The sequence below is a fragment of the Helicobacter cynogastricus genome, assembly GCF_900197855.1.
Lineage (GTDB): Bacteria > Campylobacterota > Campylobacteria > Campylobacterales > Helicobacteraceae > Helicobacter > Helicobacter cynogastricus.
In genome coordinates, this window is record NZ_FZMQ01000011.1 from 110,457 (window position 1) to 136,316 (window position 25,860).

Consider the following 25,860-nt stretch of genomic DNA (forward strand, 5'->3'; position numbering starts at 1 on the left):
AAACCGCTTCTGTTTTTGGTGAAATGACTTTTTGTTTGTAAAAGTCTTAAAACAAMAGTTTAAATAAAAAAGAATTACGCAATATCTATGCAGGCAAACTAGAAGACATGTTTTCAACCATGTTTAGACAGGTGGTGATGACCAATTTTGAACGCCGTATCCACAGCACGGAGAACGAGCTCAAAGCAGAGGATTTTGACACTATTTGGCAGGAAGAAAACGCCAAGATGTTTGGTAAAAGTGTTAAGCTCACTAAAAACTATGCCCGTTGGTGGAGCTATATCCCCCACTTTATCCATTCACCCTTTTACTGCTATGCCTATAGCTATGGGCAACTTTTAGTGCTCGCCCTCTTTGGGTTGTACCGCCAAAAACAAACCCCTAGCGAGAAAAAGGCTTTTGTGGAAACCTATACGGAATTTTTAAGCAAGGGGGGTAGCCAAAGCCCTGAAGAGTTGGTAGGCATGTTTGGGCTAGACATCGCTGATAAAGAGTTTTGGAAAATTGGCATGGGTGAGGTTGAAAAAATGCTAGGCGAATTTGAGGGCTTGCTTTGAGGGATTTGAGCGCACGCTATAACGCAATGGTTAACCAACACTGCTTGGATAACCTCCATTTTCTACACGCCAATCGTGTGAATTTCAGCGTCTTTTGCGATCTCTCTAAAGTGCGTTTTGAGCCTTTGTTACCTCGGGATCTCTTAGAAGGTTTTGGAACTTTTGTTTTGTTTGTGCTCGCAGGCTATACCTTTGAGAGCCTTAAAATCCAACACCAAGAAATCAGCTTTGAAGCTGGGCTAGGTGATGATATTGAAACCACGGTGAATATCGCCCTTGAAGGGATTGTGCAAATCATCATCAAGGATAAAAACGATGCCAATGTGGTGTTATTTAATCGCTCCGATCCTAAAAATATTTTTGCAGATAATAATGAAGCGCAGATTCAAGACTCTAAGGACGCTTTTTTAGCCGATCCTAGAAACCAAAAAGTCTTGCAGACTCTCCAAGGTGATGAATGAGTATCTTAAAATTACATCTCAAGGTTTTTAGATTTGATGCCACCAAAGATTACAACCCTGCCTATCAGCCCTGCATCGTAGAATACGCTCCAGACTGGCGTTTGAGTGATGTTTTAAGTCATATTCCCCTTAGAGATTTTGGCTACGATAAAACCTACTTAGGGTTGCGCTTAAATGAGATGGCTGTTTTTGAGGATTTACCTATCTTAGATTTAGTAGCGCGCTTTTCTAAAGAGTGGGTGTTAGAACCCTTGAGCACAAAATACGCCCGCCACGACCTGCTTATGGATGAAGGGGCAATTTTAGAAGAGTATCAGCGGTTTTTCCATAGTGCACCCTTCCTCACTCAAGAGGAACGCTGTGCGCTGAACAAATACACTAATATCAATTTTATCCAGCCTAGCTATCCTGAGGGGTATTTTGGAGATGGCTTTTTTCTCTATATTAAATGGTTAATGGGTCGCTACCCGCACCGCGCTAAGGATTTGCTCCAAAGTATTGCCGATCCTAAATACGGCGTGATGGGATTTGTGAGCTCCTATCCTTATCTTTACCCCACAAGTGCGCGCATTGATACTGAGATTTACGATCTGCAAAAAATGCTTATTCAAAGTTCTAATTGCCCAGTGGCCAGCAATATTTGGGCTCACTTAAACAAGAATTTAGAATCCAAGTACCAATTCAAAACTCCTGCTCTTTCCAAAGATCAAGGCGATTTTTTACTCTTTAATGCCTACGACAAAGCCTTTAATAGTGCCCCACTTTTAACAAGTGTGAAAGCTCTCTTAAAGCGTTTGGGGATACACATACTTGAAATGGAATGTTGTTTTGATGGGGGTTATTGGGGACGACTAGGAGATTTGGAAAAATTCTTAAGTGCCAACGCCTATAACATGGCTCTTGCTCAAAAAATGGGCGTGCCCTTGCTGTTGTGCGATCAAGATTCCTATGCCAATGCGCTCTATGCCAAAGAACTCTTAAAAGATCAGGAGCTTAGAGAGAAAATTAATACTGCCCTCCTCTCCTATGGCTTGGAATATCAAGACGCGTCCTTAGTGTATTTGAACACGCACTTGAAAAGTTTAGGCTTAGAGCTCAAAGAGGTTTTTGAGGGCTTTTCAAGCGTGCTATTTGCTCCCGAAGAAGAAAGTTACACGCCCCTTTTTGATTCCTTGAAACTGACTTGTAAAACCCCTCTCTTTGCCAAACAGGCATGCGCCCATCTGCTAGATATTAACACGCCTTTAGCGTTAAAGCGTTTTGGAGCGATGCGCTATGATGCCATCGATCTAGGTGCTGATTTTTTACTCACCACTTCTATAAGCCAGTTCCACATGTTGGATAGTTTGGCTAAACAAGCCTCCAAAGTTTGCCAAAGAGATCATGATAGCACCAGTACCCTCTTTTTATCCCAACTCCTTCTGCTTGGAATGGGTGAAAAAGATGCCCACACGCTTGGGTTAGACGCACACCAGCATCCTTTTATTTTCCTCTAAGGATTCTAAAGTGCAGATAGGCTTAAAAATTCTTTTTGCTATGGCCTTGAGCATGGGATGGTATGCGATCAATGGAGAGGATTCGGCCCAACTCTCCTTGCTTATTTTTTTGTTTATGTTGGCCCTTTTATTGCTCAAGCCTATTTCTTTCCAATCACCTGAAAAGCGTGAAGACTATATCCAACAGCTCAAACACAATTACGAGCGTAAGATGGATCTAAAAAAGAAAGAAAAAGCGGAGAAAAAGCGACTCTCTCAAGCCGTTACAGAGCGGGATTACAAAAAAGAGCGCGAAAGAAACAAGCGATTCGATCATAAATTTTTTTAAGTGAGGTTATATGGAAGTGATCTTAGTGGTAGCTGTCGCAGCAGTGTTGATCTATCTTTACTACACTTTGCAAAACTATCTGAAAAACCCTTTGCACGCCCCTTCATCTACATCACCCGTGTCAGAAGCTCCCGCCTTTTGTGCTCTACCCACTCCTGAGGAAAAATTGCGCCAAAGCGAAGTGGGTATCACCACTCTTTTGATGGCGCAAGTGGCAACACGCATGCCAGATAGCCCTCTCAAAAAAGCTCTCATTGGCCTCTTTTTAAACCAACAAGAAGAGCTAAAAGAACTCTATGAAAATTCAGAAACTCCCCCCCTAGAGGATCTTTGTATGCACTTCATGGAGGTTGCGCATGGTGAATACAAAAAACGCCTTAAACTTGTGGAATTTTTCTTTGTGTTGGCTTACGCACCGGGGTTTTTGCAAGAAGAAGCTAAAGAAGCCCTCCTAGATGTGGGGGCTTTCTTGAAGCTTGAAAACGCTGATTTTAACGCCCTTTATGATAATTTTGATCAGCTCGCCACACAGAAAACCTATAAGGTCATTTTAGCCAAAATTGTTGACTTTGCAAGTTTTCAAAACCAAGTAAGCTTGTATTATCTTAATTTTATGGACGCTAAAGCGTGGAACAAAAGTTATTATCCCGATCGCATGTGCGTTCTCTGGAGTTTACAAAACCTTTATAACGCAACACAGACTCAAGATAGCTAGGCATTATTTTTTACAACATATGCCAAAGCTGGTCTATGAGTTTCTTTTGCAGTGTCGATTCAAAGCACCTCTCTTTTTCTTAGCTCTATTCATGGGATTCTCTGTATTAAAAGCGATCTCTGATCCGCCCGTTATCACGCCACCACCCACCCACACAGAAGAATCTGATGAAGAGGAGATGCAAGAGGAGGATGAGCCATCCCATTCCATGCAAGACCTCCATGCCATTCAAGAAAGCTTCTTTTACAAGCAACGCACAGATTTAGACAACACTCTCTTTATTGATGCCCATTTGGGTGAAACCTATAAAATCCGCCTGCGCTATGCAATGGTTAGCATGTTTATTTTTAATGAACCTATCGCGGAAGTGATCTTGGGCGATTCGATAGGCTTTAGTAGTAAAATGCTCAGAGAAACACAGCAAAATAGCAATGTTTTGTTGCTCAAACCCTTGCAAATTGGGATCGATTCTAATCTGAATGTCATTGGCAAAAGTGGCAAAGTCTATGCCTTTTATATCTTTTCTACAACCTACACCAGCAATAAAAACCCTGCCCTTAACATTTATGTCTCCGATCGGCATTTCTTTGAACATCACCTCGACACTTCAGGTTCTCTAGCACTTTTAAATTCAGAGCAAGCTCCATATCAACCTGCAACAGACAATAAACGCTATTTGATCATCGGACAGGGAGTGAACGCGATGCGCATAGATCGATCCCAAATCCAACGCAATTATAAAGTGCTTGGAGCTAAAAAACGGGCATGGTTTTGTTTGTGGTTATGCAAAGTGGCTAGAAAACAGCCTATCAAACCCTTAGAGATCTTCAATGACACGCATTTTACTTACTTTAAATTCAACCATCTTCTCTCTCAAATCAAGTTTCCTGTCGCCTACAAAGTTGTAGATGGCTATGACAACCCTATTAATACGCGCGTTGTAGGTGATTATCTCGTTGCTGAAGACATTGCGGATAAATGGACACTTCGAGAGGGCAAACTTCATGCTTGTATCCGGCGCACCCGCCAATCCGCACAATGAAAGACACATGGCTTAAAAAAATTCTCTCCATTAGTGCAATCGCCATTGCCATCATTGCCCTTTCATTATGGGTGCATCGCCCTAAAACTCCCCAATCACCCCCACTCATAGAGACTAAATACCCTCTAGCAGATTACCATTTCATTCCTCCTCAAAAACCCCCTCCCCCTCCCCCGCAAACTCCCCTTGATTATGCAGATCTTAAAACACAGCTACGCGAAGCTACCACGCGCATCCAACAACTGCAAGAGGAATTAGATCGTAAAATATCTGCTTCTGAAAGCCTCCCATCATCTCCACCGCCCCAAGAGGACACTCAAAGAAGCGATTTATTAGCAACACGCATCCAAGCTTTTGAATCTGACCATGTAGAAAAGATGCAAGAAAATATCACAGAAGGATTTGATAACCTCAAAGCAAAAGACACTGCCACTCATGAAAATAGACTTTTTAGGACAATTACAGCCGATAAAATGATCCCAGCTTTTTTAATCACTCCTATTAGCTCTAAATTAGCAGGCAAGGCTATCGCGCAAGTAGAAAGCGATGTGTTTGCTAGTATGGGCAACATCATATTGATCCCTAAGGGTTCTAAGGTCATTGGGTATTACAACAACACTAATAAAGTAGGGGAATACCGCTTGGACATCGTGTGGACTCGAATCATCACGCCCAAAGGGGTTAATATTATGCTCACTAATGCGAAAGGTGCAGATATTAAAGGTTATAGTGGTCTTGTAGGCGAGATGATGACTCACAATCTTCAACGCTATGGCTTGCCCTTGCTGGTTTCCACTCTCTCTAATGGCCTTTTGATTGCCCTAACCTCTGCAATTGCAGATAAAACGGGTAAAAATAATTTTTTTGGAGATTATCTTTTAATGCAGATGACACGCCAAACCGGTATGGGATTAAATCAAATCGTGGCTCAAATTCTAAGAGATAAAAGTCAATTAAACCCGGTGATCGTGATTAGGGAGGGTAGTCGTGTGTTTATTTCGCCTAATTTAGATATTTTCTTCCCCCCTCCCAAAGAGGGAGAGATTAAAGTAGAGGTTGTTGACACGGCAAAGTGAAAACATTAGTTGCATTTTAACATTTAAATGCTAGAATTGCGGGATTTTTTCGCAAGATAAGGAGTTTTAATGTCCAAGATGGTAGCTCCCCAAGGCGTGCCCGTTTGGGTAAATGAGGCGCGTTGTAAGGGTTGCGATTTATGCGTGTCTGTGTGCCCGGCCGGGGTGTTGGGTATGGGTGTGAGATTGGATCACATCTTGGGAAAAGTGGCTAAGGTGGCATACCCAGAGAGCTGTATTGGGTGTTGTAAATGCGAGTTGGGTTGTCCAGATTTTGCCATTTATGTCGCGGAGAAAAAAGAGTTTAAATTTGCCAAAGTGTCTAAGGATGCTGAGCAGAGAGGGGCTAGGGTGCGGGCTAATCATTACATGCTCTTAGAAGAGAGTGTAGCTGAGGGGAGGGGACAATGAGAGAAGTGATTTCAGATGGCAATGATTTAGTCGCGCGTGCAGCTATTGATGCGGGCTGCCGCTTTTTTGGAGGCTATCCCATTACTCCTAGCTCAGACATCATGCATGCGATGAGCACACTTTTGCCCGCACATGGGGGGCATTTTATCCAAATGGAAGATGAGATTGGGGGCGTGTGCGTGTCTTTGGGGGCTAGCATGAGCGGGGTAAAGGCAATGACGGCTAGCTCAGGCCCGGGAATTTCTTTGAAAGTAGAGCAGATTGGTTATGCCTTCATGACAGAAACCCCTCTTGTGATCGTGGATGTGATGCGCTCAGGTCCCTCCACAGGGATGCCTACCCGCGTAGCTCAGGGAGATGTGAGTTTTTTGAAACACCCCTCCCATGGAGATTTCAAATCTGTAACCTTGGCTCCGGGCAATTTAGAGGAAATCTATAGCCAGACCCTGCGCGCCTTCAATTTAGCAGAGATGTTGATGACTCCGGTCTTTTTACTCCTAGATGAAACCATCGGGCACATGTATGGGCGGGTGCAACTGCCCGATTTGCAGGAAGTGCAAAAAAGCGTGGTGAATCGGCGTGTCTTTGAGGGTGATCCTAAGGATTATAAACCCTATGCCGTATCTCAAGATGAATCGGCCATTCTTAACCCCTTTTTTAAAGGTTATCGCTACCACATTACAGGGCTACACCATGGCCCCATTGGCTTTCCCACAGAAGACGCCCAAATTGGGGGCGCGCTCATCGATCGGCTCTTTAATAAGATTGACTCTAAGAGTCACATTGTGTGCCAAAATGAAGAAATCGGTTTAGAGGACGCAGAGGTGTTGGTCATTGGCTATGGCTCTAGCGCGTTAGCGATCAAAGAAGCCCTTAGAGATTTAAAGGCACAAGGGTTTAATAAAAAAATTGGCTTTTTCCGCCCCCTCACACTTTGGCCCAGCCCGCGCGCTAGATTGGCAGAACTGGGGAAAAAGTTTGAAAAAATTCTGATGGTAGAGCTCAATAAGGGGCAGTATGTCCTAGAGGTTGAGCATGCCATGGGGCGCAGGGTGGAGGCGTTATTGCAAGCAGATGGTCGCCCCTTTACTCCTAGACAAATCGCGCTAAAAATAAAGGAGCTCTAAATGGCATTTGATTATGACGAATATTTACGCGTGGATAAAACCCCTACGCTTTGGTGTTGGGGCTGTGGGGATGGGGTGATCCTAAAATGTATTATCCGCGCGATCGATAGCTTGGGCTGGAATATGGATGATGTGTGCTTGGTGAGTGGGATTGGTTGTAGCGGGCGCATGAGCTCTTATGTGAATTGCAACACCGTGCACACCACACATGGGCGCGCGCTAGCTTATGCCACGGGAATCAAATTAGCCAACTCTAAAAAACATGTAATCGTGGTTTCTGGAGATGGGGATAGTTTTGCAATCGGGGGCAATCACACCATCCACGCTTGCAGGCGCAATATTGATTTAAATTTGGTTTTGGTGAATAATTTCATTTATGGACTGACCAATTCGCAAACCTCCCCCACAACGCCTAATGGCATGTGGACGGTTACTGCACAAGGGGGTAATATTGACAACCACTTTGACCCCTGCGAGATCACCATGGCAGCTGGGGCGAGTTTTGTGGCGCGCGAGAGCGTGCTCGATCCTAAGAGATTGGAGCGCACTTTGGCAGAGGGCTTTAGTCATAAGGGCTTTAGCTTTGTGGATGTACATAGCAATTGCCATATCAATTTGGGGCGTAAAAACAAAATGGGCGAAGCGGCCCAAACTCTAGCGTGGATTCAATCCCGCTTAGTGAGCAAACGCCAATACGAGGCCTTGAGCCCAGAGGAGAGAGAGGGCAAGTATCCTACCGGTGTGCTCAAACACGACACCTCTAGGGTGGAGTATTGTGAAGCTTATGAGGGCGTGATCGCCAAAGCGATGGAAAAAAGAGAGGGGCGCGCATGAGTTTAGAATTGCGTTTTACGGGCGTAGGCGGGCAGGGGGTTTTGCTAGCTGGGGAGATTTTAGCCGAAGCTAAGATCGCTACTGGTGGGTTTGGCACGAAAACCTCTACCTACACCAGCCAAGTAAGGGGTGGGCCCACTAAGGTAGATATTATTTTAAGCTCTGAGGAGATCATTTACCCCTATGCCAAACAGGGCGAAATCGATTTTATGCTCTCAGTAGCCCAAAGCAGTTATAACCTCTTTAAGGGAGATGTCAAGCCCGGGGGAGTAGTGGTGGTTGACCCTAACTTAGTCCACCCCACCCCAGAGGATGAAGACAAGTTTGCGCTCTATAAAATCCCCATCATCACCATCGCCAAAGATGAGGTGGGCAATATCATCACCCAATCCGTGGTCGCCCTAGCGATCACGATCACTCTTACAGAATGCGTGGATCGCGCTCAAGTGATTGAAACGATGATCTCTAAAGTGCCCGCTAAAGTAGCAGAGCTGAATAAAAAAGCCTTTGAAATTGGGCAAGCGCACGCACTAAAGGCTTTGGAAGCCAAAAAAATCTCTTGAATAAAGACAGCATTGCGCGCCTAGCGCGCGCACACCCTACCCCCTTTTATCTCTATGATTTTGATCAGATCAAAGGGGCGTTTTTAGAGTTTAAGAATGCCTTTAGCGGGGGCAAATCTCTGATTTGCTACGCTCTAAAGGCGAATTCTAATTTGAGCTTGTTAGCCCATTTAGCGCGCTTGGGCGCGGGGGCTGATTGTGTGTCCATTTATGAAGTGCGCCGCGCCCTGCTAGCAGGCATTCCCCCCTACAAGATTATCTTTAGTGGGGTAGGCAAACTAGAGAGTGAGATTCAAGAAGCCCTAGAGAGCAAGATTTTATTTTTAAATGTGGAATCCTTTGCCGAGTTGCGCCTCATTGAGCAAGTCGCCAAAGCATTAAACACCCCTGCGCGTATCAGTGTGCGGGTCAATCCTAATATCAATGCCCAAACTCACCCCTATATCTCTACCGGTCTTTGGGAAAATAAATTTGGCGTGGAAGAAAAAGAAGCCGTGCAAATGTTCATGTTTGCCAAGCAATCTAGTTTTTTAGAACCCGTGGGTTTGCATTGTCATATTGGCTCGCAACTCATCGAGTTAGAACCCATCAAGGAAGCGGGCGAAAAAATGCACGCTTTAGCACGCTTTTTATTAGCTAGCGGAGTAGAACTCAAGTTTTTAGACATGGGCGGGGGTTTGGGCGTGGATGAGGGCAAGGGCGCGATCAGTATTGCTGACTACGCTAAACCCCTTAAAAGTATCGCACAAAAACTAGACCTCACTTTAATCTGTGAGCCCGGGCGCAGAATTGTGGCAGATAGTGGGGTATTGGTGAGCCGTGTGCAATATGTCAAATCCGGGGCGCGTAAGAATTTTATTATCGTGGATGCGGGGATGAATGACTTGATTCGTCCTGCCTTGTATGGGGCGCGCCATAGTGTGGAGGCGCTCAATGCCCAAGAGGGCGAGGAGGCTCTTTATGACATCGTGGGCCCGGTGTGTGAGAGCGCGGATTGTTTTTTAAAAGAAGTGTCTTTAAAGGGGGTAACTAGGGGGGATTTACTCCTCTTTAAGCAGGTGGGGGCTTATGGAGCGAGCATGGCAAGCCACTATAATAGCCGTCCTAAGATTTTAGAGCTTGCCCTTGAGAGGGGAGAGGCACGCATAATTCGCCCCAGAGAGGATTTTAATAGCCTGATCACAGATGAGCAGGTGTGTTTAACAGAGAGTTTAGAAAATGCACGCATAGCAATCAATGCCCTAGATAGCCAGATTAGCGCGTTACTGACTAAACGCTTTGAGGTGGCTGGTCAAATTGCCCAGCAAAAGCGCGCACAAAATTTGCCCATCTATAGCCCTGCTAGAGAGGCACAGATTTATGCCAAAGTGGGGACGCGCTTAGAGGGGATTTATGCTGAGATTTTAGGGCATGCGCGCAGTTTGAGCCAAGTGGAGCGCATCGGTTTTTGTGGCGATGCTCTGGAGGTACGGCGCGCGTTTGGAGGGTGTGCGCAACTGCTGGAGATGGATTTAAAAGAGCTTTTAGAAGGGCTTTTGCAAAGGCGCTTAGACTTAGCCTGTGTGCGCTTGAGCGCGCAACTCTGCCTAACACCCTTGATCAACACCCCGCAAATACGCCCTCTTCAAATGCTCCAATTCCCTCACACTAATTATTTAGCGCTCTCTACTGCTCCTAGTGATCCTAGTGCGCCCTATGTGGGGCTTTACTGCCATGCATGTTTAGAAGTGTTGTGCGATCTCTTAGAACCCTCTATACACGCCTTAGATATGGGAGAATACACTCTCTTGCAAGTCCCTGCAAATTTACAAACTTCTTTAGAGAATCTGAGCCCTGTGGTGCTGGGCACTTACCATATAAGGAAACTCCATGACTTTTAAACCCATTGCCCTAGAAGATAGGGCATGCGTGCAACATTATTTACAACAAGATCATTTTTTAGTCTCTGATGTAGTCTTTAACAATCTCTATTTATGGCGCAAATCCCGCGAAATTGCCTACACTACCTCGCATGATTGCCTCTTGATTCGCACGCGCTACCCCAATAGCGCTCCCTTTTACTTCTATCCTATGGGTACAGGAGATAAAAAAGCACTTATTCAAACCCTCCTAGAACTAGAGTCTAAGCTAGAATTACGCGCCCTAGAGGAGCGGCACAAGCAGGAGTTAGAAACCTATTTTCCTAATACCTTTCACTTTGAAGCCAAGCGGGATCGCTTTGATTATGTCTATCGCACCGCCGAGCTCATTGCCCTACAGGGCAAAAAATATCACAAAAAGAAAAACCACCTCAACGCCTTTTTAAAGCAATACCCCCACTTCACCTACGAGCCCATCAGCGCGCACAACCGCAATCAGACTATAGATGTCCTCACAGAGTGGCGCGCCTTAGGGCAGGAGGACAGCGCGCTAGATCATGAACATCAAGGCATTTTAGACGCGTTAGAAGTTTTTGAGGAATTGCAATTACAGGGGGGGGTTATTTGCATAGAGGGGTGTATTGTAGCACTAAGTTTTGGGGAAAAAATTAATGCAGAGATGGCAGTGATTCACATTGAAAAAGCCGATCCGCGCGTGCGCGGGGCTTACCAGATGATCAACCAGCAACTCCTAGCCCACACCTTTAAAGATTGCCCGTTTGTCAATAGAGAAGAAGATTTAGGCATTGAGGGCTTGCGCCAAGCTAAAATGGGCTATCATCCCGCCTTTTTATTGGAAAAATTCCACGCCATCTATAAGGATTAACATGCAAGAAGCCATCTTTGGGGAGTTTCACTACACCCAGCCTCTGCAGAGTTTTCAAGCCTTCCACCACGCCCAACTCCAAGACTTATTAGAGCGCATTGATGAGCAACGCCATAGAGGTTATTTTGTGGGCTATATCCACTACAACGCTCTAAGCACAACCCATAGCACTATCCCCATCGCCTACTTTACCCAGTTTGCCCACAAACAAGCCTACACGCCCACACCCCCAAAACACATGCCCTTTTATCCCCAGATTAAAACCCCCATAGATTTTAACACCTATGCCCATCAATTTAAGAGCATTCAAGAGGCATTTGCTCAGGGAGAATGCGCGCAGGTAAATTTAACTCTGCCCTTGCATCTTACAACCCACGCCCCCGCACGCGCTATTTTTGAGCAAGTGTTGCTCAACCAACACACCCCCTATTGCGCCTTTTTGCCTAGTCCCTTTGAGAGTATTTTAAGCTTTTCGCCCGAATTGTTTTTTGATTTGGATTATGCCGCGCAGAGCATACGAGTCAAACCCATGAAGGGCACGATCGCGCGCGGGGCAACTCCCGAGCAAGACGCGCACAATCGCGCCTTTTTGCAAAACGATCCTAAAAACCGCAACGAAAATACGATGGTGGTCGATCTCTTCGCTCAAGAACTCGCCCAAATCGCCCACAAGGTGGAGGTTACACAGCTGTGCGAAGTGGAAGCCCACCCAACCCTCTTTCAAATGACCTCTACGCTAGTGGGCGCGCTCAAAAGTCCCCAGCTTTTTCCCATTTTGCAGGCAATCTTTCCCTCCAGCTCGGTTACTGGCGAACCCAAAATACAAAGCATGCAACTCATTGCAGATTTAGAGCAACATCAAAGGGGGGTTTATTGCGGAGCGATTGGGGTAGTGGACTCTGAGCGCGCTCTCTTTAATGTGCCCATCCGCACCATATGCGCGCCCGCGCGCAGTTGTACCTACACTCTGTGCGTGGGCAGTGGGGTAACTCAAGCTAGCCAGCTCGAATCCGAATACCAAGAGTGCTATTTAAAGAGTTTCTTTATTCTGCCTAAAGTGGAGTTTAGCCTGATTGAAACCATGCTAGTGCGCCATTTAGACATTTGCCATAGAAAGCTACACGCGCAACGTTTAAAAGCAAGCGCGCACTATTTTAACTTTGTCTATGAAAATTGGCTAGAAACCTACCTACCTAGCCAAGATGGCATTTTACGCCTTTTATGGCATAAGGATGGAAGCCATAGCCTCGAATATAGCCCCCTAGAGCCTCCCAAGAGCACTAAACTCCTCTTGGCCCAAAAACCCCTAGACCCCCATAACGACTTTTTGGCCCACAAGAGTACCTACACCCCGTGGTATGAAGAGGCGCGCGCGCTTATCCAAAGAGGGGCTTGTTTTGATGTCTTGCACTACACTCCTGAGGGACTCTTGAGCGAGGGAGCACGTAGCAATTTGCTTTTAGAAATAGAGGGGCAACTCTACACCCCCGCTTTTGATAGAGGGCTTTTAAAGGGAGTAGGGATTACTGGCTTGATTGAGGCGGGGCGTTGCACTCCTAAAGAATTAAGCCTAAAGGATTTAAAAAGAGCTTCTAAGATTTATGCTACCAACGCTATTAGAGGGGTGGTAGAGCTACAGCTAGAAAAGCCCATGTTATAATTTCCATACCACATTTAAAGGGGTTTTATGCGCTATATTAAATTTTATAAAGAAATCAACAATAAAGATGTTAGCCTAGTGGGTGGCAAGAACGCCAGCATTGGGGAGATGTTTCAAGAACTCGTGCCCAGCGGGATTAAAGTGCCCAATGGTTTTGCCATTACCAGTGATGCCTATTGGTATCTTTTGGAAAAGGGGGGCATTAAAGCCCAGATTGTAGAGCTCTTAGAGGGCGTAGATGCGACCGAATTAGATGTGCTCAAAATGCGCTCTAAACAGATTCGCGATCTTATCTTTGGTACGCCCCTGCCTGCAGACTTGCGCGATGAAATCTTGCAAGCCTATCAAACACTCAGTGATGAGTACAACATGCGTGAAGCCGATGTAGCGGTGCGCAGCTCGGCTACGGCAGAAGACCTGCCCGATGCCTCCTTTGCGGGCCAACAAGATACCTATTTAAATGTCAAGGGCAAAACCGAGCTCATCCACTACATCAAGGCGTGTTTAGCCTCGCTTTTTACCGATCGTGCTATTAGTTACCGCGCTTCTAGGGGCTTTGATCACTTAAAGGTAGCTTTGAGTGTGGGGGTGCAAAAAATGGTGCGCGCAGATAAAGCCAGCGCGGGGGTGATGTTTTCTATTGACACGGAAACGGGCTTTAAAGACGCGATCTTTATCACTTCTTCTTGGGGCTTGGGGGAGAGCGTGGTGGGGGGATTAGTCAATCCAGACGAGTTTTATGTCTTTAAACCCACTTTAGCTCAAGGCAAAGAGCCCATTATCAAACGCCAGTTAGGCGATAAAACCCATAAAATCGTGTATGCCTCTAGAGGAAGCGAACACCCCACCAAAACCATCTCTACTAACTCCAAAGAACAGCAAAGCTTTTCTTTGAGCGATGGCGATATCTTAAATCTGGCGCGCAACGCGGCCATCATTGAAGAGCATTACACCAAAGAAGCTGGGCAATACCGCCCCATGGACATTGAATGGGCTAAAGATGGGGATAGTGGAGAGATTTTCATCGTGCAGGCGCGCCCAGAGACCGTGCAGAGTCAAAAACAGAGCCAAAAGGTGTATGAAAAGTATCACTTCAAAGGCGCGCCCCCTAAAGAAGTATTGCTCACGGGTAAGGCGATTGGGGGCAAAATTGGCATTGGAAAAGTGCGCGTGATCAATAGTCTAGATCACATGAACATTTTCAAGGAAGGGGAGATTCTAGTAACAGATAACACCGATCCAGATTGGGAACCCATTATGAAAAAGGCGAGTGCGGTGGTTACCAATCGGGGCGGGCGCACCTGCCATGCCGCCATTGTGGCTAGAGAAATTGGCGTGCCCACCATTGTAGGGGCCATTGGGGCGACAGAATCACTTTATACGGGCATGGAGGTTACAATCTCGTGTGCGCAGGGGGAAACGGGCTATATTTACGCGGGCGCGCATGCCTTTGAAGTGGAGCGCATCGCTTTGGATGCCATGCAAGAGCCTAAAACTAAAATTTATCTTAACATTGGCAATCCAGAGAAGGCGTTTAAATTCTCCCAATTACCTAACCATGGCGTAGGGCTAGCGCGCATGGAGCTTATCATGCTCAATCAAATTAAGGCGCATCCCTTAGCCTTAGTGGATTTACACCACAATAAAAGTGTACCTGAGCGCGCTCAACTTGAAAAGCTCATAGTTGGCTATGAGAGTCCCAAAGATTTCTTTGTCAAAAAGATCGCCGAGGGGATGGGCATGATTAGTGCGGCCTTTTATCCAAAGCCGGTGATTGTGCGCACCAGCGATTTTAAATCCAATGAGTACATGCGCATGTTAGCAGGGAGCGCATACGAACCCCATGAAGAAAATCCCATGCTAGGCTTCAGAGGGGCGAGTCGTTATTATTCTGACCTCTATAAAGAGGCCTTTGCTTGGGAATGCGAGGCTTTATGCATGGTGCGTGAAAAAATGGGACTGAGCAATATGAAAATTATGATTCCTTTCTTGCGCACCATTGAGGAGGCTAAGAAGGTCTTAGAAATTCTGCGCAAAAACGGACTAGAATCGGGCAAAAATGGATTAGAGCTCTACATCATGTGTGAGTTGCCCGTCAATGTGATTTTAGCCGATGACTTCTTGAGCTTGTTTGATGGCTTTTCCATTGGCTCTAATGACTTAACCCAGCTCACTCTAGGCGTGGATCGGGACGGACAATTAGTCAGCCATGTTTTTGATGAGCGCAACCCGGTGATGTTAGAGATGTTTAAGCGCGCTATTGAAGCGTGCCAAAGGCATGGCAAGTATTGTGGGATTTGCGGGCAAGCCCCCAGCGATTATATTGAGGTGGCAGAGTTTTTGGTCAAACAGGGCATTAGCTCCCTTTCGCTCAACCCTGACTCGGTCATTGCCACTTGGAATCGGATTGTACAACTAGAGAATCAGGCATGAATTTGCTCCTACTCTCAGGCGCGCTCTATCAGGGCAAGTTTTTGACCTACGCACTGCCTTGGATGGAAAAGTTTATAGAGGTGCACCAACTTAAAAGAAAGCAACTCGCTTTGGTTGCCTATGGAAGTGTGCTTAGAAGTCAAGAGGAATGCGAAACCAATATGCGCGCGCTCTTAAAAGATTTTGGCGTGGAGGTGGTGGGTGCGTATAGAGGGGCGCAGGTGTTGCAAAATTGCGCTGGGATTGTGATGCATGGGGGCAATAGTTTTAAGCTCTTAGAGGGCTTGTATCGACATAATTTACTGGAGACCATTAGAGAGCGCGTTAAAGCGGGTGTGCCTTATTTGAGCTGGTCGGCTGGATCTAATGTGGCTACGCCCAGTATCCACACCACCAACGATATGCCCATCACTTACCCCCCAAGCTTACAAGCCTTAAATTTAGTGCCCTACCAAATTAATCCGCATTTTCCCACCGCTAAATCCAACCACGAGGGAGAAAGTCGTCAAGAGAGAATTACAGAGTTTTTAGCCCTCAATCCTCAAGCGATCGTATATGGCATGCCTGATGGGGGTGCGTTTTGGGTGCAAGGGGAACAACACACCCCCCTGCATGTGGCTAGCCAACCCTTCCATAAATTCATCCACTCTCAATCTTCCCAACTAATAGACACAAAAACCACGATTTAGAAATTATAAACATAGTTCCAATAAAGAGATGCGTTGCGTCTAAAGGTTAGAGTTAGTTCACTCCCTTTATTACTTGTTTCTGTCATTTTTGTTTGTGTCGCTTTATAATAAGGGTCATTGATTGTGGGGATACGCGTTCCAAATTCAAATCCTTGATGTTTGGTAAAATTCATCCTAAAGCCAAAATTGAACACGAATTGTACATAGGTAGGAGAAAATGAGGCTTTACTGATGCCTTCTTTATTGGTTTGTTCTGCTAAATTTTTGAAGCCATCGTTCATGTTTGCGCAATTCCCGTTTTTTGTATAAACACATGTTTTATCTTTTTGTGTGGGGTCTATAAGAGGTTCTCCCATCAACCAGGTACTGCCTCCAACCATCACGCCACCAAAAATGCCATAAGTTTGGTGATCCTTCTGGTAGAAATTGTAAAGCACATCGATCCCTACGCCATAGAAAAGGTTAGCAGAAGGTTGGGCATATGATTTGTTTTGATCGGTTTGCTGACTTGTTTGGTCATTGGCATTATAATAATTCCCCGCCTGTCCGCTAAACATACCATAGTAGCGCAAGCCAACGCGCTTTTTTTTGCCAAAGAACTGCTTGTATCCAATCTGAATATTCCCGCCATAAAGATTGCCATTATAATTGCTTTTGGTCGTGGAGCCGGGTATGCCATTGGGATGCTTGCTTTTTATAGCATTTTCCCTAGCCGGAAGCCATTGTTGCACGAGCTCCTTCGCTCTTTCTAGCGTGTCTCCCTCTCTCACAAGCCATTCAATATAATCTTGTTTTTCTACTTGGATCAACTCCTGCACGCTCACTGGTTTTATAACAGAAGTTCTAACACCTGAAAAATTTGAGTAGTAATTAATCCCTGCTGTGATAAATCCGCCATTACTTTCTGCGCCCAGGGGGATCAAAGTCAAAAGGGTTAATCCACCCATAAAAAGAGTTTTAGAAAGGTAGAGTTTTAAGGGGGGGGGGGGGGCGGACGCGTCTGGTTGCTGGTTTCAGCATAACATAAATTCCTTTATCAATATGAAATAAATCCGCATGGTAGCAATACCTTAAATATTTGTCAAGACTCTTAGAGTCTCTTAAAGCAGAAATTCACACTAAAAAATTGTTCCTTAACTTTCCAAATCATTGGAGAATATGCTCTTTTTTGGTGGCAGTTATGTAGGGGTTTTGCTAGCTGTTCAGCTCTCTTGCTTGAAGACCACCACAAGATTGCAAAGGCAAATATTAACGATGTATTGTGCATAGGCACTAACCTATCAAGCGCCGCACATCATTAAACAAGCCCAAAATCATCAAGGCAATGAGTAAAGCTATGCCTAGCAAGTTAAGTTTTTCTAGGTGCTCACTTTTGAGTTTATGCTTAGTGAGACTCTCATAAAGCACAATGGCTATCTGTCCTCCATCTAAAACTGGAATAGGCAGGAGATTTAAAATACCCAAGTTGATGGAAATAAAGGCAACACTCAAAAGCAGGGCGAAACTTTGCTGGTGTGCCATAAAGTCTACAATTCCTACCACAGAGCTAATTTCAGAAATATGTACCACACCTGTAAATAACTTTTCAATCCCCTTGATAATCAACGCGCACATATTTACAAGTTGGCCCAAGGCGCGCTGCATAGATTCTAAAAACCCATAGCGCACCCACACCTGTTCTTGGGTGGGGGTAATACCTATAAGTTTGGTTTGCACACTCTCTTTAAAAACATTTTGAGTTGTTTTAATGATGGGAGTAAGAGTGATATTGAGGAGATGATCGCGCCTAATTTGCAGAGTAATAGTCCCTTGTGCGCGCTGGATTGCCTTGTAGAGGGCCTCCCAATCTTTAATAGTCGTGCCATTTACTGCAACAATGCGATCCCCTATTTTGATCCCGCTTTTGATAGCGGGCATATCAGGGGTGAGCGCGCCCACCACAGGGGCTAAACTGGCATGTCCTACCAAGCCTACGCCCAGATAAATCCCAAAAGCAAGCAAAAGATTAAAAAAAGAACCCATGCTTAAGATGATAAGTTTTTTGAAAAGGGGCTGGTTGGGATAACTTCGCGGGCTCTCTGCGGGGCTTTCTTGGAGTTTAACATAACCTCCCAGTGGGATGACAGAGAGGGCGTATTGGGTGTTGCCTAAGCGTTTAGTCCAAAGCTTGCGTCCAAAACCGATACTAAAAACCTCTACACCCACTCCACACACACGCGCAGCCAAAAAATGCCCCAACTCGTGAAAAAAAATTAAAAAACCTAAGGCTAAAACAGAGGCAAACCAGCCCATCACACTTCCAAAGCGCGCACAAGGCGGTAGTATTTGATTACATAATCCATGCCTGAATACAAGGTAGCAAAAAGTGCCAGTGCGACCAAATAATGCCCCACTACAACATTTCCTAGGTGCAGGTTGTCTAAAAGGGAAGCGATGGCGACAATTTGCAAAAAGGTTTTATACTTGCCTAGTCGGCTTACCGCAATGCTCTTGCCCATATTTGAGACTGAAATTCTAAGTCCAGCGATGAAAAACTCCCGTCCCAAGATCACAAAGGGAATCCACGGATTAATGCGACTCAAATAGAGCAAGCCTAAGAATGCAGCCAAGATGAGGATTTTATCAGCTAGAGGATCAAAGATTTCCCCAAATAAGGTCTTAAGATGGTAATTTCTAGCGATATAGCCATCCAAAAAATCCGTGAGCGCGGCACTTAAAAAAATAAGAGCTTCGGCATGGTTAATATCAGTTCGAGACATTTTAAATACAGATTCCCCATGCAAGATAAAAAAGAGTAAAAAAATTGCCAAGAAAATACGCAAGATAGTCAAAATATTGGGGATGTTGCGGGCTAATTTGACTAGCATAATGCCCCTCTAAGGATAAGAAATCTCTTTGAAGCGTACAAAACCCACAAAGATCATTCCCCACCCTACTAATGCCCCCACCAAAGAGAACAATCCTAAACCCAAAAACAAAAAACTCGAGCCTCCAGAACCCCCACTCACCAGCACCAAAAGCGCAAATACTAAACCTATTCCAATGAGTATAATCCCATTTTTAAAAACCTGATCTTGAGTTACGCGACTGAGCTCTGCAAAAAGACGATAGTTATAATAGGCATAGAGTGAAAAGCTCAATGTTTTAAAGGAAAGCATAGAATGGGGATCTTTGAAAGCAAGAAGTGCTATTAAAGAGAGAATTGCATCGGCGATATAAGGAAAAGCGATACATCTAAAGAGCAAAAGATTGCGACTTGCTTTGGCTAATTTATAGTAGCCAGTAACTTGGGTTATAAACATGGCCAACCAGCACACGAGATAAAAACCTATCCAGGGTGTACTTAAAATTTTACCAAAATCTTTTTGAGTCATTTGAGCCATCTTAGGCAACAAGACTGCTGCTGCTACTAGGGCAACAAGAAGCATTGTCAGCCATAGGAGGCTAGAACACAAAATATATTTCCTAGCAAGCTGAAGATCGTAACTCTCGTGAATTTGTACGCGCATTGACTATTTAAAAGTTGTGCCACCATCTACGACAATGGTTTGCCCGGTTACCCATGCGCTTTGAGTAGGGTCGCATAAAAAATACACTGCTCCGGCCAAATCCGTAGGATTTCCCATGCGCTTTAAGGGAGATTGTTCTGCTACCTTTTGTTTAATTTCGGCGTAATCAGGGAAAGCTTTGAGCGCATCCGTATCAATAGGCCCTCCACTCACTGCATTTACGCGAATTCCAAACTCACCCAAGTCTGTAGCAGCGTATTTGACCATGGTTTCTACTGCGTTTTTGGAATTGCCATGTCCAGCGTAATTGGGCATATAAACCAAATTGCCCGTAGAACTCAAAGAGACGATTGCCCCTCCACCTACTAATTTCATGCGTTTAGCAGCTTCTTGTGCACCCACTACAAAAGCTAGCACCGTGGCTGTGTAAATATTATTTAATCCCTTAGGCTTAAGGCGCATGAAAGGGGCAAATCCGCCCACTACAGAACGGCCATAAATGATCGCATTGGAAACAAAACAATCCACGCGTTCAAAATCTGTATCAATCTGCTTAAAAAGTTCCACATACTGCTCGGGTTCTAAAATATCCAAGCGGTAAGGTTTAGCCTTGATGCCATAGAGCTCATGAACCTCTGTGGCAATTTTGAGAGCTTCTTCTTCATTCTTGTGGTAAGTAAAAGCCACATTCACGCCGTTTTGAGCGAATTTGTAAAGAATAGCTTTGCCAATCCCTCGAGTCGCTCCACTTACTACTAAAGTTTTACCCTGCATTTTTGCTTCTGCTGTGTTCATACCGGTACCTCATATTTTTCTAAGATGGTTTCTAGGTAGTGCATGTGATCCAAACTAGGAGCTACTAGAGGAAGCCGATATGTTAGATGGGGGAGCAAGCCCATCATATGCATCGCTGCCTTGATGGGGATAGGATTAGTTTCACAGAAAAGAGCTGTGTTGATGTCATAAAGTTCTGTTTGGATTGCACGCGAAATAGTTAAATCCCCCTTAAGCGCGCCTTGTACCAATGCAGAGATTTTATTAGGTAGCAGATTTCCAGTTACAGAAATCACCCCTACACCTCCGCAGGCCAGAATAGCATGGTTAAGCTTGTCCTCACCACTATAAATCAAAATCCCCCGCGCGAAGCGATCTAAATCTGCAATTCGTTGCACAGCTCCAGAAGCTTCCTTAATGCCCACAACATTTTTTACTTCTTTGAAAAGCCTAGCAGCCGTCTGTGTAGCAATCTGTACCCCTGTGCGCCCGGGTACATCATAGAGGACTAAAGGAATCTCCACAGAATTGGCAATCGTTTTATAATGCTCAAAAAGCCCTTCTTGGGTGGGGCGATTGTAATAGGGGCTGACGCACAAAATCCCATCAGCACCTGCCCTTTGAGCAAAGCTAGCAAGCATGACAGACTCGCTTGTGGCATTACTCCCCACACCTGCTAAGACTTTGATACCCTTAGGTTTGCATACCTCAGTGGCGATTTCAATGCAACGCATGTGCTCTTCATGAGTGAGGGTGGCTGATTCTCCAGTTGTGCCCACAGGCACACACGCATCCATGCCGTGTTTGATTTGACGCTCAATGAGGGCTGTATAAGTTTTCTCATCAATAGTCAAATCCGCTTTAAAGGGGGTGATTAACGCGCTCAGTGCATGCATGGCACAACCTTAAGGTTTTAGCACAACGCTACTATAGACTTCATCGCGAAAGTATTCATTGGCTACTCGCACAATATCTTTCACTTCTAGGGCATCAAAGCGAGTTTGGTATTCTGCAATGTCTTTAATATCCCCTTGTGTGAGGTATTCGGCAAAAATCTCAGCAACATCTGAAGAGTCTTCCAAACTAGCAATAAAGTCTGCCCGATGATTAACCTTAATCTTATCTAATTGTTGTTGGGTGATACCCCCATGCTTGATCTGATCTAGGATATTCAAAATTTCCTGCTTGATCTTGAGTGCTTCCACATTTTGGTTTGCTCCAGCAATGAATAAAAACACGCTAGCATCTTTGAGCTCCATATTCTGCGCAAAAACCTGAGAAGCCAAGCGTTTTTGATCTACAAGGTCTTTTTTGAGTAAGCTACTATCACCCTGAGTGAGCAATTTGGCCAACGCATTGAGAGCAACTTGATCTTTGTGAGCAAAAGGAGGGACCTTATATCCTATAGCCAACCATTCCAAAGAAAGGTCTTGTTTGTGGATGGTGGTTTCTCTCAAGCCATTTTGTAGAGGCTCTTGCATATAAACCCCGGGGATATTACTAGCCGTATTATTTTTGATAGGACCAAAATACTTTTTGGCCTGCTCAAATACTTGTTTAGGGTCTAAATCTCCCACTACAAGCACGATAGCATTTTTTGGCTGGTAGTATAGAGAGTGAAAATCTCTAATATCCTTAATTTTCCAGTTCTTAATATCTTCCATAAAACCAATGGGAGTCCAGTGATAAGGGTGGTAAACAAAAGCGGTGTTAAAGAAGCGAAAATACAAATAACCTAAAGGGGAGTTATCTGTGCGCCACAATCTCTCTTCAGCCACCACTTCTCTCTCGGGCAAAAATTCTTCTTCCTTAAGTTGCAAAGATCCCATCATTTCTGCAAAAAGCTCTAGGGATTTATCCAAATGAGTGTTGCTTGCCTTAATAAAATAGCGGGTGTAATCAAAGCTCGTAGAGGCATTGCTCACCCCCCCAAAACTCTTGACAATAGAATCAAACTCACCTTCTTTAAGGTGTTTGGTGCTTTTAAAATTCATGTGCTCGAGCATGTGGGCTATACCACTCTTGCCCATCACTTCATTTCTTGAACCTACCTTGTAGAGTACATCCACCTCGATCACGCCACTTTTATTGGCCAAAGGCACAGCGACCACCTGCAAACCATTGTCTAAGGTCGTGCTGTAATACTTGGGCAAAAGCGCGCAAGATGGGCATTTCTGTTCTGCTGCATCAGCCATAAACGCTCCTACTAGAGTTAAGATTAAAACTCGCAAAATCCACGCTAACATTCCTAATCACCGCCCAATCCCGATAGCCTCTTTCAAAGAAGCTAGAGAATCTCTTTGGAGCAATTCTACTATATCTTGATTGATTTGTCTACAGATCAAGGGACCTTGATAAATAAAGGCTGTGAAAATTTGCACAAAATGCGCGCCCATTTTAATGCGCTCATAAGCCTCCTGTGCGCTATCAATCCCTCCCACAGAAACTAAGATCGCTTTTCCAAAAAACGCCTGTGCAATCTGCTTAAAAACTTCTCTACTCTTTGCCTTTAAAACTCGCCCGCTGATCCCTCCAAAAGATTTTGCCCCGGGCAAAAGACCATAATCCATCGTAGTATTAGTTGCAATAATGCCATGCGCGCCATGCTCAAGTGCGCCTGCACACACGCTCAAAAGTGCGTCTGTAGACATATCTGGTGCAACTTTCAAAAAAAGGGGTTTATGTGTGAGACCACGCGCCATAGAAAAGAGTTCGCCCACAAAACTATTATTTTGTAAATCCCTAAGATTGGGAGTATTGGGGGAAGAAAGATTAAAAACATAGTAATTTCCCACGCCCAAACTGGCTTGCAAGGCTTGTTGATAATCTTTAAGAGCATTTTTTAGGGGGGTGTCTTTATTTTTGCCTACATTAACCCCCACAAGGCATGCAAGAGGGCTGACGCGCTCTAAATGTCGCACCAAGCGCGCTACCCCTTTGTTGTTAAAGCCCATTGCATTTTGCAAGCTCTCTTGCTTGGCAAATCTAAACAAACGGGGTTTGGGGTTGCCATATTGAGGGCGGGGGGTGGCCGTGCCCACCTCAACTCCCCCAAAACCCAACTGATTTAACCCTTTTAACATGGTGGCGTTTTTATCAAATCCAGCAGCTAGGCAAATAGGATTGGGCATGTCCATGCCCAAAATCGTATTTTCTAACATGAAGTGTTTGTAGGGGCGTGTCAGCCAAGAACAACAGCCTAGCACTCTTAAAGCTTGCTCGGCTAGCATGTGCGCGCTCTCAGGCTCTAATTGGAATAAGAATCTTTTGATGGTATCATAAGGTTTAGCCATGCACTTTTTCTACCTCTTGCTCAAAAAAAGCTTGCGCATCAAAACATGTTCCCTCGCAAGGTATTTTAGTGTAAGTGCCATCAGGTTCAAGCGCGTAAGACTGCACATTGTCCCTAAGTTGGGTGTGCAAAATATGGAATAATTTACGCTGAATAGTCTTAGAGGGGGCTGGGATAAGCAACTCTACGCGTTTGTCTAAATTGCGTGTCATCATGTCCGCACTAGAAAAATAGAGTTTGGCGTGGTCATGAGCAAAATAATAAATGCGGGCATGCTCTAAATATTTCCCCACAATGGAAAAAACACGGATATTCTCACTCACTCCGGGAATTTGAGGGCGTAGACAGCAAATCCCACGGATAATTAAATCAATTCTATTGCCCGCACAAGAAGCTTCATAGAGGCCTTGAATGATTTCTGGATCAACCAATGCGTTTGCCTTGAGGATAATGTGCCCTTTTTCTTTGAAACGCATTTCTGTAGCAATGAGATCAAGAACTTGATTGCGGATTTGCTTGGGGGCCATAAAGAGGGTCTGTAGCCGGGTTTTGCTAGCAACACTAGTACTTAGCGAGTGGAATAGTTTTAACACATCGTAGGCGATTTGTCTATTAGAGGTGAGCAAACTAATATCAGTATAAACTTTAGCTGATTGGATATTGTAATTACCCGTACTTAAATGCACATATTCTTTAATTTGATCATCCACCTTGCGCACCACAAGGGCGAGCTTGGCATGCACTTTGAGCTTAGGCACGCCATAAATGACATGCGCGCCTGCATCTTCTAATTCCCTAGCCCAGTGCAGATTATTCTCCTCATCAAAGCGCGCTTTGAGCTCTACAAGTACGCTCACTTGTTTATGGGGTGCAGCCTCTGTCAACGCTTTGACAATGGGAGATTCTTTACCTACACGATAAAGAGTCATCCTGATTGCTAACACATGGGGGTCTTTGGCTGCATCTTGGATGAATTGTACCACTGGGTCAAAACTTTCATAAGGATGAAAGAGAAACACATCCTGTTTATCCAGCAGATCAAAAAAGGCTCTGCCAGTCTCTAGATCACTTAAAGGGGGAAGTATTTTAGGATGGAAGATGGGATTTTTAAGCGTGCTATAGCCTTTGGCGTTGACAAGCTCCCACAAAGAACCTAAATTTAAAAGGATTTGGCTTTTATAAACATCAACATTGGCCATTTTATGACGGATAAAATCTAACAAACCTTCATGCGCCCCACTCACCTCTAAGCGCACCACATCGCCCCGATTGCGTGTTCTTAAACCCTCACTAATCAATTCTGCTAAATCGTGCCCTTCGTCTTCGATGATCTCCATATCCGCATCACAGGTTACACGAAATGCCATGCTAGCAAGCACATCATGTTTTTCAAACAACAAGGGTGCAAATTTACGCACCACTTCCTCCACAGGGATAAACATCCCCTTTTCAATCTCTATAAAGCGTTCAATTACAGAAGGAATTTTGATAATCCCATGCGTTTTGTGGGCATGCTTGTGGCGTTTTAAACTCAGAACAAGTCCAAAACTCAGATTGCTTAAAAAGGGGAAAGGGCGTACGGGGTCTAGGACAATGGGCACGACTAAAGGATAAAGAGTAGTTTCAAAATAGTCTTGGAGTTTCTCATAATGTGCCTTGCAGAGCGTGTCCATACCATCTACAAGAAAGAGTCCACAAGTGGCGAGCTTCTCTTTTAATTGTAGAAATTGATCTTCAACTACATGTTGTTCTGTCCGTAAATAGTGGCGGATATGTTTGAGTTGTTTGTCATGGCTCATTTGGTCTGCACCCACCTTGAGACCTTGATCTTCAGAGAGATGTTTGAGCCCAGCCACCCGAATCATGTAAAATTCGTCTAAATTGGTTCCATAGATAGCCAAGAATTTTAGTCGCTCCAAAAGGGGCTTTTTAGTATCGCACACCTGATCCAAGACCCGCGTGTTGAACTGCAACCACGAAAGCTCCCTATTGAAATACAAATGCGCTGAATCCATACTAAAAACTCTTTAAACACGGCATGTCTAAATTATATAATAACAGGGTTAATCAACAAAAATACACCGCCACCATTCAAGCAACTTCAAATGCGTTGTGCTAGAATTTAGTATTTTTAGAGTCTTAAAAATC

At 44.7% G+C, this 25,860-nt stretch carries 24 protein-coding genes and 1 pseudogene; 16 read left to right on the plus strand and 9 right to left on the minus strand.

The features are described 5' to 3' along the window. Positions 1–59: 59 nt before the first annotated feature. The 16 genes and pseudogenes from C6H00_RS05655 to pepE all read left to right on the plus strand — a co-directional run. Positions 60–557, plus strand: a pseudogene (locus C6H00_RS05655) (M3 family metallopeptidase); the annotation flags it as partial. Next, positions 554–1,018, plus strand: coding sequence for a hypothetical protein (locus C6H00_RS05660; RefSeq protein WP_233704445.1), 465 nt, complete (start codon positions 554–556; stop codon positions 1,016–1,018). The pseudogene C6H00_RS05655 and the gene C6H00_RS05660, both read left to right, overlap by 4 nt. Then, positions 1,015–2,514 (plus strand): DUF5644 domain-containing protein, encoded by a 1,500-nt coding sequence (locus tag C6H00_RS05665; protein ID WP_104750035.1) that lies wholly within the window; start codon positions 1,015–1,017, stop codon positions 2,512–2,514. The genes C6H00_RS05660 and C6H00_RS05665 overlap by 4 nt, the downstream gene beginning before the upstream one ends. 10 nt (positions 2,515–2,524) lie before the next feature. After that, complete coding sequence (locus tag C6H00_RS05670) at positions 2,525–2,842, plus strand: hypothetical protein (RefSeq protein WP_104750036.1); 318 nt, start codon at positions 2,525–2,527, stop codon at positions 2,840–2,842. 10 nt (positions 2,843–2,852) lie between these two features. Beyond that, the gene (locus C6H00_RS05675; RefSeq protein ID WP_104750037.1) at positions 2,853–3,557 is read left to right on the plus strand and encodes a tellurite resistance TerB family protein; all 705 of its coding nucleotides are present in this window, start codon (positions 2,853–2,855) and stop codon (positions 3,555–3,557) included. Positions 3,558–3,576: 19 nt separating this feature from the next. Then, positions 3,577–4,599: a TrbG/VirB9 family P-type conjugative transfer protein gene (locus C6H00_RS05680; RefSeq protein WP_104750038.1), complete on the plus strand. Its 1,023-nt coding sequence runs from the start codon at positions 3,577–3,579 to the stop codon at positions 4,597–4,599. Beyond that, positions 4,596–5,675: a DNA type IV secretion system protein ComB10 gene (locus tag C6H00_RS05685; protein WP_199769198.1), complete on the plus strand. Its 1,080-nt coding sequence runs from the start codon at positions 4,596–4,598 to the stop codon at positions 5,673–5,675. The genes C6H00_RS05680 and C6H00_RS05685 overlap by 4 nt, the downstream gene beginning before the upstream one ends. Before the next feature lie 69 nt (positions 5,676–5,744). Next, positions 5,745–6,086: a 4Fe-4S binding protein gene (locus C6H00_RS05690; RefSeq protein ID WP_104750040.1), complete on the plus strand. Its 342-nt coding sequence runs from the start codon at positions 5,745–5,747 to the stop codon at positions 6,084–6,086. Further along, the gene (locus C6H00_RS05695; RefSeq protein ID WP_104750041.1) at positions 6,083–7,213 is read left to right on the plus strand and encodes a 2-oxoglutarate synthase subunit alpha; all 1,131 of its coding nucleotides are present in this window, start codon (positions 6,083–6,085) and stop codon (positions 7,211–7,213) included. Before C6H00_RS05690 ends, C6H00_RS05695 begins: the two co-directional genes overlap by 4 nt. After that, positions 7,214–8,047 carry a 2-oxoglutarate ferredoxin oxidoreductase subunit beta gene (locus C6H00_RS05700; protein WP_104750042.1) on the plus strand — a complete coding sequence of 278 codons (834 nt, stop codon included), beginning with the start codon at positions 7,214–7,216 and terminating at the stop codon, positions 8,045–8,047. Then, positions 8,044–8,610, plus strand: a complete 567-nt coding sequence (locus tag C6H00_RS05705; protein WP_104750043.1) for a 2-oxoacid:acceptor oxidoreductase family protein — start codon at positions 8,044–8,046, stop codon at positions 8,608–8,610. The genes C6H00_RS05700 and C6H00_RS05705 overlap by 4 nt, the downstream gene beginning before the upstream one ends. Next, on the plus strand, positions 8,607–10,490 hold the full coding sequence (gene lysA / locus C6H00_RS05710; protein WP_233704446.1) for a diaminopimelate decarboxylase: 1,884 nt from the start codon (positions 8,607–8,609) through the stop codon (positions 10,488–10,490). The genes C6H00_RS05705 and lysA overlap by 4 nt, the downstream gene beginning before the upstream one ends. Then, positions 10,480–11,355 carry a DUF2156 domain-containing protein gene (locus C6H00_RS05715; RefSeq protein WP_104750044.1) on the plus strand — a complete coding sequence of 292 codons (876 nt, stop codon included), beginning with the start codon at positions 10,480–10,482 and terminating at the stop codon, positions 11,353–11,355. The genes lysA and C6H00_RS05715 overlap by 11 nt, the downstream gene beginning before the upstream one ends. A 1-nt stretch (position 11,356) precedes the next feature. Beyond that, on the plus strand, positions 11,357–13,015 hold the full coding sequence (locus tag C6H00_RS05720) for a chorismate-binding protein (protein WP_104750045.1): 1,659 nt from the start codon (positions 11,357–11,359) through the stop codon (positions 13,013–13,015). A gap of 27 nt (positions 13,016–13,042) precedes the next feature. Further along, a complete protein-coding gene (gene ppsA / locus C6H00_RS05725; protein ID WP_104750046.1) occupies positions 13,043–15,448 on the plus strand; it encodes a pyruvate, water dikinase in 2,406 nt (801 codons plus the stop codon). Continuing rightward, positions 15,445–16,137 carry a dipeptidase PepE gene (gene pepE, locus C6H00_RS05730; protein WP_104750047.1) on the plus strand — a complete coding sequence of 231 codons (693 nt, stop codon included), beginning with the start codon at positions 15,445–15,447 and terminating at the stop codon, positions 16,135–16,137. The genes ppsA and pepE overlap by 4 nt, the downstream gene beginning before the upstream one ends. On the opposite strand, the gene C6H00_RS05735 is transcribed toward pepE, so the two are convergent. From C6H00_RS05735 to ppk1, 9 genes are all read right to left on the minus strand, one after another. Then, positions 16,134–17,084: an outer membrane protein gene (locus tag C6H00_RS05735; protein ID WP_104750048.1), complete on the minus strand. Its 951-nt coding sequence runs from the start codon at positions 17,082–17,084 to the stop codon at positions 16,134–16,136. The two genes, pepE and C6H00_RS05735, sit on opposite strands and share 4 nt — an antisense overlap. Positions 17,085–17,409: 325 nt before the next feature. Further along, complete coding sequence (gene rseP, locus C6H00_RS05740) at positions 17,410–18,429, minus strand: RIP metalloprotease RseP (RefSeq protein ID WP_104750049.1); 1,020 nt, start codon at positions 18,427–18,429, stop codon at positions 17,410–17,412. After that, the gene (pgsA, locus tag C6H00_RS05745; RefSeq protein ID WP_104750050.1) at positions 18,429–19,004 is read right to left on the minus strand and encodes a CDP-diacylglycerol--glycerol-3-phosphate 3-phosphatidyltransferase; all 576 of its coding nucleotides are present in this window, start codon (positions 19,002–19,004) and stop codon (positions 18,429–18,431) included. Before pgsA ends, rseP begins: the two co-directional genes overlap by 1 nt. Before the next feature lie 9 nt (positions 19,005–19,013). Then, positions 19,014–19,646 (minus strand): hypothetical protein, encoded by a 633-nt coding sequence (locus C6H00_RS05750; protein ID WP_104750051.1) that lies wholly within the window; start codon positions 19,644–19,646, stop codon positions 19,014–19,016. A 3-nt stretch (positions 19,647–19,649) separates the two neighbouring features. After that, positions 19,650–20,441, minus strand: coding sequence for an enoyl-ACP reductase (locus C6H00_RS05755; RefSeq protein ID WP_104750052.1), 792 nt, complete (start codon positions 20,439–20,441; stop codon positions 19,650–19,652). Then, the gene (gene dapA, locus C6H00_RS05760; RefSeq protein WP_104750053.1) at positions 20,438–21,316 is read right to left on the minus strand and encodes a 4-hydroxy-tetrahydrodipicolinate synthase; all 879 of its coding nucleotides are present in this window, start codon (positions 21,314–21,316) and stop codon (positions 20,438–20,440) included. The genes C6H00_RS05755 and dapA overlap by 4 nt, the downstream gene beginning before the upstream one ends. Before the next feature lie 9 nt (positions 21,317–21,325). After that, on the minus strand, positions 21,326–22,615 hold the full coding sequence (locus tag C6H00_RS05765) for a M16 family metallopeptidase (protein WP_104750054.1): 1,290 nt from the start codon (positions 22,613–22,615) through the stop codon (positions 21,326–21,328). A gap of 57 nt (positions 22,616–22,672) precedes the next feature. Then, positions 22,673–23,713, minus strand: coding sequence for a dihydroorotate dehydrogenase (quinone) (pyrD, locus tag C6H00_RS05770; RefSeq protein ID WP_104750055.1), 1,041 nt, complete (start codon positions 23,711–23,713; stop codon positions 22,673–22,675). Then, positions 23,706–25,727, minus strand: a complete 2,022-nt coding sequence (ppk1, locus tag C6H00_RS05775) for a polyphosphate kinase 1 (protein ID WP_104750056.1) — start codon at positions 25,725–25,727, stop codon at positions 23,706–23,708. The genes pyrD and ppk1 overlap by 8 nt, the downstream gene beginning before the upstream one ends. Positions 25,728–25,860: the final 133 nt, after the last annotated feature.